Annotated in this window: 8 protein-coding genes and 1 pseudogene; 3 read left to right on the top strand and 6 right to left on the bottom strand. The window is 70.2% G+C overall.

What is annotated here, in order from left to right:
* Nucleotides 1–5 precede the first annotated feature (5 nt).
* Nucleotides 6–710, top strand: a complete 705-nt coding sequence (locus tag IPI43_25620) for a dienelactone hydrolase family protein (protein MBK7777464.1) — start codon at nucleotides 6–8, stop codon at nucleotides 708–710.
* Here the strand turns inward: IPI43_25620 and argJ are convergent.
* From argJ to IPI43_25645, 5 genes and pseudogenes are all read right to left on the bottom strand, one after another.
* Nucleotides 688–1,977 carry a bifunctional glutamate N-acetyltransferase/amino-acid acetyltransferase ArgJ gene (argJ, locus tag IPI43_25625; protein ID MBK7777465.1) on the bottom strand — a complete coding sequence of 430 codons (1,290 nt, stop codon included), beginning with the start codon at nucleotides 1,975–1,977 and terminating at the stop codon, nucleotides 688–690. The two genes, IPI43_25620 and argJ, sit on opposite strands and share 23 nt — an antisense overlap.
* A gap of 52 nt (nucleotides 1,978–2,029) precedes the next feature.
* Nucleotides 2,030–3,190, bottom strand: coding sequence for an exo-alpha-sialidase (locus tag IPI43_25630; protein MBK7777466.1), 1,161 nt, complete (start codon nucleotides 3,188–3,190; stop codon nucleotides 2,030–2,032).
* Nucleotides 3,191–3,193: 3 nt separating this feature from the next.
* Entirely contained in the window at nucleotides 3,194–3,472 is a 279-nt protein-coding gene (locus IPI43_25635) for a MoaD/ThiS family protein (GenBank protein MBK7777467.1), read from the bottom strand.
* Nucleotides 3,473–3,515: 43 nt separating this feature from the next.
* A pseudogene (locus tag IPI43_25640) lies at nucleotides 3,516–4,138 on the bottom strand (rhomboid family intramembrane serine protease).
* A gap of 10 nt (nucleotides 4,139–4,148) precedes the next feature.
* Nucleotides 4,149–5,078, bottom strand: a complete 930-nt coding sequence (locus IPI43_25645; protein ID MBK7777468.1) for a hypothetical protein — start codon at nucleotides 5,076–5,078, stop codon at nucleotides 4,149–4,151.
* A 91-nt stretch (nucleotides 5,079–5,169) separates the two neighbouring features.
* Between IPI43_25645 and IPI43_25650 the strand changes: the two genes are divergently transcribed.
* Together IPI43_25650 and IPI43_25655 are read left to right on the top strand one after the other, a co-directional pair.
* Nucleotides 5,170–6,765, top strand: a complete 1,596-nt coding sequence (locus IPI43_25650) for an AMP-binding protein (GenBank protein MBK7777469.1) — start codon at nucleotides 5,170–5,172, stop codon at nucleotides 6,763–6,765.
* Entirely contained in the window at nucleotides 6,758–7,531 is a 774-nt protein-coding gene (locus IPI43_25655) for an SDR family oxidoreductase (protein MBK7777470.1), read from the top strand. Before IPI43_25650 ends, IPI43_25655 begins: the two co-directional genes overlap by 8 nt.
* 6 nt (nucleotides 7,532–7,537) lie before the next feature.
* Here IPI43_25655 and IPI43_25660 read toward each other — a convergent pair whose 3' ends face one another.
* Nucleotides 7,538–7,969, bottom strand: coding sequence for a hypothetical protein (locus tag IPI43_25660; protein ID MBK7777471.1), 432 nt, complete (start codon nucleotides 7,967–7,969; stop codon nucleotides 7,538–7,540).
* Between the last annotated feature and the right edge of the window lie 434 nt (nucleotides 7,970–8,403).

Consider the following 8,403-nt stretch of genomic DNA (forward strand, 5'->3'; position numbering starts at 1 on the left):
CGCGCATGCGGTCCGTCGCGACACACCACGTGCTCACCGAGCGGGGAAACCTGCCGGTCGTCTCCACCGATGCCCCGCAGCGTGGCGCGGACGCGCGCTCTGGCTTGCCGTGGGTGGTCTTCGTGCCCTCCATCTTTGGTGTGGCCCCCGACCTGCGTGTTCAGATGGCCGAGCTGGGTGACCACGCGCAGGTGCTGGCGGTGGACCCGTTTCACCACGCGGGTGGTGGGCCGCTTCCGTACACCGACTTCGCCCAGGCTGTGGTGCGCCTGCAGCAGACCGACCTGCCGGGCTTTCACGCGGAGCTCGTGGCGCTGCTGAGCGTGCTCACGCCCCAGGCGCCGGTCATCGGGGTGGGTATCTGCTTCGGGGGCCCCTTCGTGGTGCGCGCCGCTGGCGCAGGCCTCTTGGCAGGTGTGGTCACGTGGCACGGCAGCCGCCTCGAGACGCAGCTGGATGCGCTGCGCAGCCTGGCCGAGCGCGGCGTGCCCGCGCGCCTCCACTTCGGCGACACCGACGCCTTCGTGCCCATGAGCACCGTGGACACCGTGCGCGCCGCGCTGGGCGACCGCGCCAGCGAGAGCGTGGTGGTGCACCCCGGCGCCGACCACGGCTTCAGCCACCGCAGCGGGCCCAAGTATCAAGCCGTGGCGGAACGCGCAGGCCTCAACGCCGTGCTCGACCTGGTCAGGTCGTGTACTCCGCGTTGACCTTCACGTACTCGTAGCTGAGGTCGCAGCCCCACACGGTGGCCGAGCCGCTGCCGCTGCCCACGGACACGTCGATGGTGACCTTCTTGCGGTCGCGGATGCTGGCCGACACCCCGGCCAGCTCGAGCGGCACCGCCGCGCCGCGGTCGAAGAGCAGGTAGCCGTTGATCTCGATGCGGATGGTGGCGGGGTCCAGCAGCGCCTCGCGCCCCGGCCCCGGCTTGCCGATGGCCATCACCACGCGGCCCCAGTTCGGGTCGGCTCCGAACACGGCGGCCTTCATCAGCGGCGAGTTGATGATTTGCTTCGCCATCGCCTTGGCGTCCGTGTCGTTGGCGGTGCCGTGCACGCGCGCCTCGATGAGCTTGGTGGCGCCCTCGGCCTGGAAGACCACGTCGCGCGCCAGCTTGAGGCACATGGCGGTGAGGCACGCCTCGAGATCGCGCTCCGCGTCGGGCGACGTGGGGACGCTGGCCGTGGAGAACAGCACGAGCGAGTCGCTGGTGCTGGTGTCGGTGTCCACCGAGATGCTGTTGAACGTGGCGTCCACGGCCCGCTTCACCAGCGCGCTCAGCCGGTCCGTGGGCACGTTCAGGTTGGTGAAGAAGTAGACCAGCATGGTGGCCATGTTGGGCTCGATCATGCCCGCACCCTTGGCCATGCCGCACAGCACCACGTCGCCGAAGCGCGCCGACGCTACCTTGGGGCCGCGGTCGGTGGTGAGGATGGCCGAGGCCACCTCGGGCACGAGGCCCTCGCGCAGCTCGTCGGGCAGGCGCTTGATGGCCGCGTGGATCTTCTCCATCGGCAGGGCCACGCCAATGACGCCGGTCATGGACGTGATCACATCGACGTCGCGCACGCCCAGGCGCTTGGCCACGTCGTTCACGATGGCCTTCGTGTCGTCCATGGCGCTGGGCGTGAACACGTTGGCGTTCTTGCTGATGACCACCAGGGTCTGCGCTTCGCCATCGGCCAGGTGCTGACGGTCGAGCAGCACCGCGGGGCTGCACGAGCGGTTGCGCGTGAAGACGCCCACGGCAGGCCCCGGCTTGGGCAGCGTCACCACCATGAAGTCCAGCTTGTCGGCGTACTTGATGCCGGCCCGGAGCGCCGCGCTGCGGATGCCCTCGGGCTGGTGCTCGAGCGACTCGGTCAGCGTCACGCGGCTGCCGGTGAGCAGCGAGTCGAACGAAAAGCGGGTGGCGTCGGGGTCGCCGTCTCGGGGCTCGTCGACATGGACGAAGGCAAGCTGCGCGTGGCTCATGGGCGTGTATTACGGCTTGAGGCGAAAACCGGCAATCCCAGCGTGCACCCCGTCAGCCGAAGCGCACGGAGTAGACGGGCGGCAGGTTGTTGGCCACCGTGACGAAGCTGTCGCCGGCGTCTTCGCTCACGTAGAGGTTGCCCGTGGTGCTGCCGAAGCAGAGGTGCTGCCCGCGGTTGGCCAGCGCGTGGCGGTAGACCACGTCGAACGCGTTGTCTTGCGGCAGGCCGTTGCGCAGCGCTTCCCAGCTCTCGCCGCCGTCACGCGTGCGGGCCACGAAGAGACCGCCGCCGATGGCCATGCGCTCCGCGTCCGACTTGCCGGGCACCAGCCAGGCGGTGCGACCATCGTGGTCGTCCACGGCCACCGGGAAGCCGAAGTGCACGCCCAGCTCGGGCTGACTCACGCGCTTCCACGTGGCCGCCCCGTCGCTGCTGTAGAACACGCCCGCGTGGTTTTGCTGCCACACGTGGTTGGGCTGCGCGGGGCACAGCTCGATGAAGTGCGCGTCGTGCCCCCACTCGGCCGCGGGGTCCGGCAGGTAGTCGTTGAGCATGCCCTTGTTGCGGCCGCGCCACGACTGCCCTCCGTCGGTGGTCTCGAGCACGCCGGCCGTGGAGATGGCCACCAGCACGCGCTTCGGGTTCTGCGGGTCCACCGCCACGGAGTGGATGCCGGGCGCGAACTCGCCCTCGGAGGCGGGCGTGCCCCACCAGTGCGTGTCGCCGGTTCCGTCGGTGGTGAAGAGGTCTCCGCCGCGTGACTCGTGGTTCCAGAGCGGGCGGTTCAGCTCGAAGCTCTCGCCGCCGTCGTCGCTCACGAACAGCCCGCCGGGGATGGTGCCCACGTAGATGCGGCCGTCCCCGCCGAACGAGATGACCCACAGCTTGAGGAGCGTGGAGGCCTTGATGGGCCGCTGGGTGGGCGCCTCGGCTCCCTCCACGGGCAAGACGTCCGCGTAGTGGCGTGCTCCCTCCGGGTAGACAATCTGCGGGGCGTCTTCCCAGGTGGCGCCGTCGTCCTTCGAGCGCGAGAGCTTGGCGCCCCAGTGACCGTGCCCCAGCAGCGCCCAGAGCGTGCCCGTGTTCGGGTCGCGCGCCACGAAGTTCACGCCCTGGCCGGCGTGCCCCAGGAGCCGCGGCTTCCACCCGCTCTGGTGCTTCTCCACCGCGAACGTGCCCTTGCGGGTGCCCACCAAGATGCGCTCTGCCATGACCTAACCTCCGCTCAGGGACTGCAAGACGAACACGCGCGCGTCGGGCGCGACAGGGTCTGTGAGGTGACGGCGATCCAGGATGCGCTCGTCTCCGATGAAGATGTTCACGTGCGTGCGCAGCACCCCGCGCTCGTCGCACAGGTAGAGCCCGATACCGGGGGCCAGCGCCTCGAGTTCGCGCACCACGTCGGCGGCGGTGCGTGCATCCACCACGAGCTCGCGGCCCTCGAGCTGCGGGAAGAACGTGAACAGGTGCTTCGTCAGGGTGACGGTGGCCATCGGCTCCTCGAGGGGTCGAGACTGCCGATGCTGACGAAGGGCGTCAACGGTTGCGGCGCGCAGGCTTGGCTGCAGCCGGCTTCGGCCGGTTCTTGGCCAGGTAGCTCGCAGCCATGACCCCGCCCAGGCACCCGAACAGGTGACCTTGCCACGAGATGCCTTCTTGCCCCGGAAGCACACCGGGAGCAGCCCACCCCACAAGACCGCAGCGACGATGCTGAGCACGATGGCCAGCGGCTTGCGCTCGAACCAGCCGGTGGTGAGCAGGTAGCCCAGGTAGCCGTAGACCACGCCGCTGGCGCCGATGTGCACGCTGTTGGAGGGAGCGATGAGCCACGTTCCGAAGCCGCCGATGAGCATGGCCAGCACGAACACCACGATGTAGTCGCGCACGCTGCGCAGGATGACCGCGCCCCCCAGGAACAGCATGCCGATGCTGTTGTTGAGCACGTGGCCGAAGCCGCCGTGCAGGAAGGGCATGAACAGGATGCCCAGCAGGCCCGACTGGGTGCGAGGCCGGACGCCCAGGTTGTCCAGCGAAGCGAAGGGGAGCATCGCGTCGATGGCTTCGATGACCCACCACGAGGCGATGACGAAGAGCAGCAGCCACTTGTAGAGGGTCAGCTCTCGCTTGAGCCCCGCGAGCGCGGTGTTGCGTTCACCCATGCGGCGGAGCCTAGCAGCCCGTGAACGGCGCAGCCCGGCGCCGACGGCGGACGAGGGGAACGAGCGCAAGTGCCAGGCCCACGAGGCCCCACGGCGCGGACCCGCTCGCCCCGGGCGTGGCGCTGCAGCGCGGCGCACGCGAGCCCGACTCGGACGACCCTGCGCGGGACTGCGCGAGGGCGCCCTCTTGAGACACCGCCACGTCGGCCGCGGCCGTGGCCACGCGCCCCCAGTGGTCCACCAGCGAAGCGCGCGCGCTGGTGCCGGCGAGGCGATAGTCGTTGGGCGGCCGCGTGCTGCCGCAGTGCCCACCCGCGCCGCCGCTGAACGTGAGGGTGGACACGCTGCCCAGCATGGCGGGTGTGAGGTCCAGCTGGGCCTGCGCGCCGCCCGTGGCGAACACCAGCGCTACCGCGTGCGCGGGCAACGCCGCCGTCACCGGGACGCTGTCCGTCCATTGGCGCCCGCCCCAGCGCCCCTCGAGCTCTTGCTCGCCGTGCACGATGGGCCCGAGCTGCGGCGGAGACAGCGGCGGCAGGGTTACCGCGTCCACTCGCAGCGTCACGGGCTCGCGCAGGCCACCGAGCACGTACTCGCCCGGCGCGAGCGGTGGGGCAGCCTGGTAGGCCATGAGGCCGGGGCCCACCATGCGCCCGCTGAGCGCCTGGCTGAACTCCCCCCGAGTCACCCGCAGCTCGAGCGGCACCAGCGCACCCTGCACCATCTGCGCGGGCGCCCCCGTTCGGTCGGTGACGACCACCACCAGCAGCGGCAGCTCGGGCGGCAGCGCGGCGTCGGTGGGCGTGCGCAGCGTGCCCGAGTACTCCGTGGCGGGGCACATGGCGCGGCTGCCCGCGGGCGACAGGGCGGTGAGGCCCACCAGCACCGAGAGCACCGGGAGGGCCATGATCAGCCACCAGGAGGCGCGCGAACGTTCCATGGGCGGAGCTTAGCGCGCCTCGGCTCGAGCGGGGGAACGGTCGAAAGTAGAACGTGTTTCACTTTTGGCGAGGGGCTGCTACGCTAGCCGGATGAGTGAAGAATGCCCTCGTGGGGACCTCGAGTTCGGCACCATCCCCGGCATGGTCCGGCAGTGCGCCGCCACGTATGGGGACGCGCTCGCCGTGGTGGACGGTGACGTGAGCCTCAGCTTCGTCGAGCTGTCGGCGCGCGTGGACGAAGCGGCCAAGGCCTACATGGCGGCCGGGATCCAGAAGGGCGACCGCGTGGCCATCTGGGCGCCCAACATGTGGGAGTGGATGGTGGTGGCCGTGGGCGCGCACGCCGCGGGCGCCGTCGTGGTGCCCGTCAACACACGCTACAAGGGCATCGAGGCGGCCTTCCTGCTCAAGAAGAGCGGCGCCAAGATCCTGCTCACCGTGTCGGGCTTCCTGGGCAACGACTACGTGGCGCTGCTGGCGGCGTCGGGTGAGGTGCTGCCTGCGCTCGAGAAGACGGTGATCTTGCGTGGCGAGGTCTCGCCGGGCGCCGACTCGCTGGCCACGTTCCTCGCGCGCGCCAGCAGCGTGAGCGAGGCCGATGCCGCAGCGCGCCTCGCGAGCGTCTTGCCCGACGACCTGGCCGACGTGCTCTTCACCTCGGGCACCACCGGCGAGCCCAAGGGCGCCATGTGCACGCACGCCCAAGACCTGCGCACGTTCCGGGCGTGGAGCCACATCGCGGGCCTGCGCCCCGGCGACCGCTACCTGGTGGTCATGCCGTTCTTCCACAGCTTCGGCTACAAGGCGGGCTGGCTCTCGGCCGTGATGAACGGCTGCACCACGTACCCCGAGCCGGTATTCAGCGTGGACGTGGCGCTCGAGCGCACGCAGCAGCACCGCATCACGGTGCTGCCTGGGCCTCCCGCGCTCTACCAGTCCATCCTGATGCACCCGAAGCGCGCGGAGTACGACATCTCGTCGCTCCGTCTCGCCGTCACGGGGGCCGCCAGCATCCCGGTGGAGCTCATCGAGCGCATGCGCGACGAGCTGAAGTTCGACACCGTCATCACGGCCTATGGGCTCACCGAGAGCACGGGCTGCGTGACCATGTGCCGCCAGGGCGACGCCCCCAAGACCATCGCCGAGACCTCGGGGCGCGCCATGCCGGACGTGGAGGTGCGCATCGTGGACGCCGACAATCAACCGCTGCCGCCCAACCAGCCCGGCGAGATCGTGCTGCGCGGCTACAACGTGATGGTGGGCTACTTCGAGGCCGAAGAGCAGACCCGCGAGGCCATCGACGCCGACGGCTGGCTCCACACGGGCGACGTGGGGATGCTGGACGAGGCGGGCAACATCCGCATCACCGACCGCATGAAGGACATGTTCATCGTGGGCGGCTTCAACGCCTACCCCGCGGAGATCGAGAACACGCTGCTGCGCATGCCCGGGGTGGGCGAGGTGGCCGTCATCGGCGTGCCCGACGAGCGCCTGGGCGAAGTGGGCATGGCCTTCGTGGTGCCCGCGCCCGGGGCCACGCTCACGGCCGAAGAGGTGCTGGCCTGGTCGCGCGAGAACATGGCCAACTTCAAGGTGCCGCGCACGGCTCGGGTGGTGGACGCCCTGCCGCGCAACCCCACCGGCAAGGTGCAGAAGTTCAAGCTGCGGGAGGCCCTCGATGCCTGAGTCCGTCTTTCCTGAGGGTGTCGCGCTGGTGGTCGGCGGCAGTGGCGGCGTGGGCCAGGCCATCGCGCTGAAGCTCGCCGAGCAGGGCTGCGACGTGGCCGTCACGTATCGCTCGAAGGAGGCCGCCGCACAGGCCGTGGTCGCCCAGATCGAGGCCCTCGGGCGGAGCGCATCGGCCCACCCGCTGTCGGTCACCGACGAGCCCAGCGTGGGCGCCTGTGTGGCCGCGGTCAGCGAGCGCTATGGCCGGCTGCACACCGTGGTGCACGCGGCCGGCAGCCCCATCGACCAGCCCTACGTCTCCGCGGTCACGCCGGCGCAGTGGCGCGAGGTCATGGACGCCGACGTGAACGGCTTCTTCCACGTGGCGCACCACACGCTGCCCAAGCTGAAGGCCGGCGGCGGCGGGTCCTACGTGTATGTCAGCAGCGCGGGGCTGGCGCGCTACCCCACGGGTGACGTGCTCTCCGTGGCGCCCAAGGGCGCGGTGGAGGCGCTGCTGCGCGCCATCGCCAAGGAAGAGGGGCGCTTCGGCATCCGCGCCAACAGCGTGGCGCTGGGCGTCATCGACGCAGGCATGTTCCATCGCTTGGTGGAGAGCGGGGAGCTGAGCCAGGCGTACCTGGACGCGTCCAAGCGCAACATCGCGCTGCGCCGCTTCGGCACCGCCAGCGAGGTGGCCGAGGCCGCCGCGTTCCTGGCGTCGTCGCGCGCCAGCTACATCACCGGCCAGATGCTCATGCTGGACGGAGGCTACAGCGTCTGAGGCGCGTCAGGCAGGCCGCAGTGTGATCATGCCGGTGAGTGCCTCCACGCCCTTCGGCGCGTTCCACGGCGTGACCATCTGTGCCTCCACCTCGTCGTAGGCAAAGCACAGGTCGAGCGGACCCATGGACGCCAGGTCGAGCGCGAAGCTCACGTCGAGCATGGTGGTCAGGCGCGCGCCGATCACCAGCTTCATGAACGCGTCGGGGGGATGCAGCAGGTTGGTGTCGGCGAACGACACACGCACGTACGGCCGGTGCGGCTTGGGCGGCGAGATGCGCAGCGAGCGCGGATAGCCCGTGGCGAAGCCGAACACGCGCACGGCCACCCGCCCGTGGTTCTCGACGTGGAGCGGGATCTGGAGCGGCGCGCCCGGCGCGACGGGCTCGAGTCCAAAGCGGATTCCCTCGAAGCTGGGGCCCCATGCTGGTTCGGTCATAGCGAGCGCGAGGGTAGCAGCCGTGGCGGGGACGCAAAGAGAAAGCGGGCGGGTCGGTGGCGCTCGGCGGGACGTCCGCTCCACGTGGGCGTGGGCGTGGGCGTTGTCGGCGACGGCGACGGGTTGCGTCATCGCGAGGTGGGCGGATCGGTGGGATCGCGCTGTGCCGTTGATGCAAGGGGATGCGTCGCCGTCGCCGTCAAAGATCAGGACAACGACAACGACAACGACTATCGACACTGCCAGTTTGCACCCCGAAGGGACCGCCGGGTTTTCAGGATCATGGGACCAGGGGAAGGTCCGACGACAGTGGGCTGAGCATGCCGTCTGATGGTCGCGGTGTCACGTCCGGAGGAGCGGGAGGCGACGACGTCGGGGGCTACCGTCGCTTCTTCCGGATGGGGTGGTCGGGCTTGGTGATGGGGACGCTGGGC

It is taken from the genome of Sandaracinaceae bacterium, from assembly GCA_016706685.1.
Lineage (GTDB): Bacteria > Myxococcota_A > Polyangia > Polyangiales > Houyiibacteriaceae > JADJJE01.

What these genes read in the sequence shown, in the direction of transcription:
- IPI43_25635 (MBK7777467.1), bottom strand. Translation starts at nt 3,472, where the DNA reads ATGGCCACCGTCACCCTGACGAAGCACCTGTTCACGTTCTTCCCGCAG.
- IPI43_25630 (MBK7777466.1), bottom strand. Translation starts at nt 3,190, where the DNA reads ATGGCAGAGCGCATCTTGGTGGGCACCCGCAAGGGCACGTTCGCGGTG.
- IPI43_25660 (MBK7777471.1), bottom strand. Translation starts at nt 7,969, where the DNA reads ATGACCGAACCAGCATGGGGCCCCAGCTTCGAGGGAATCCGCTTTGGA.
- IPI43_25620 (MBK7777464.1), top strand. Translation starts at nt 6, where the DNA reads ATGCGGTCCGTCGCGACACACCACGTGCTCACCGAGCGGGGAAACCTG.
- argJ (MBK7777465.1), bottom strand. Translation starts at nt 1,977, where the DNA reads ATGAGCCACGCGCAGCTTGCCTTCGTCCATGTCGACGAGCCCCGAGAC.
- IPI43_25655 (MBK7777470.1), top strand. Translation starts at nt 6,758, where the DNA reads ATGCCTGAGTCCGTCTTTCCTGAGGGTGTCGCGCTGGTGGTCGGCGGC.
- IPI43_25650 (MBK7777469.1), top strand. Translation starts at nt 5,170, where the DNA reads ATGAGTGAAGAATGCCCTCGTGGGGACCTCGAGTTCGGCACCATCCCC.
- IPI43_25645 (MBK7777468.1), bottom strand. Translation starts at nt 5,078, where the DNA reads ATGGAACGTTCGCGCGCCTCCTGGTGGCTGATCATGGCCCTCCCGGTG.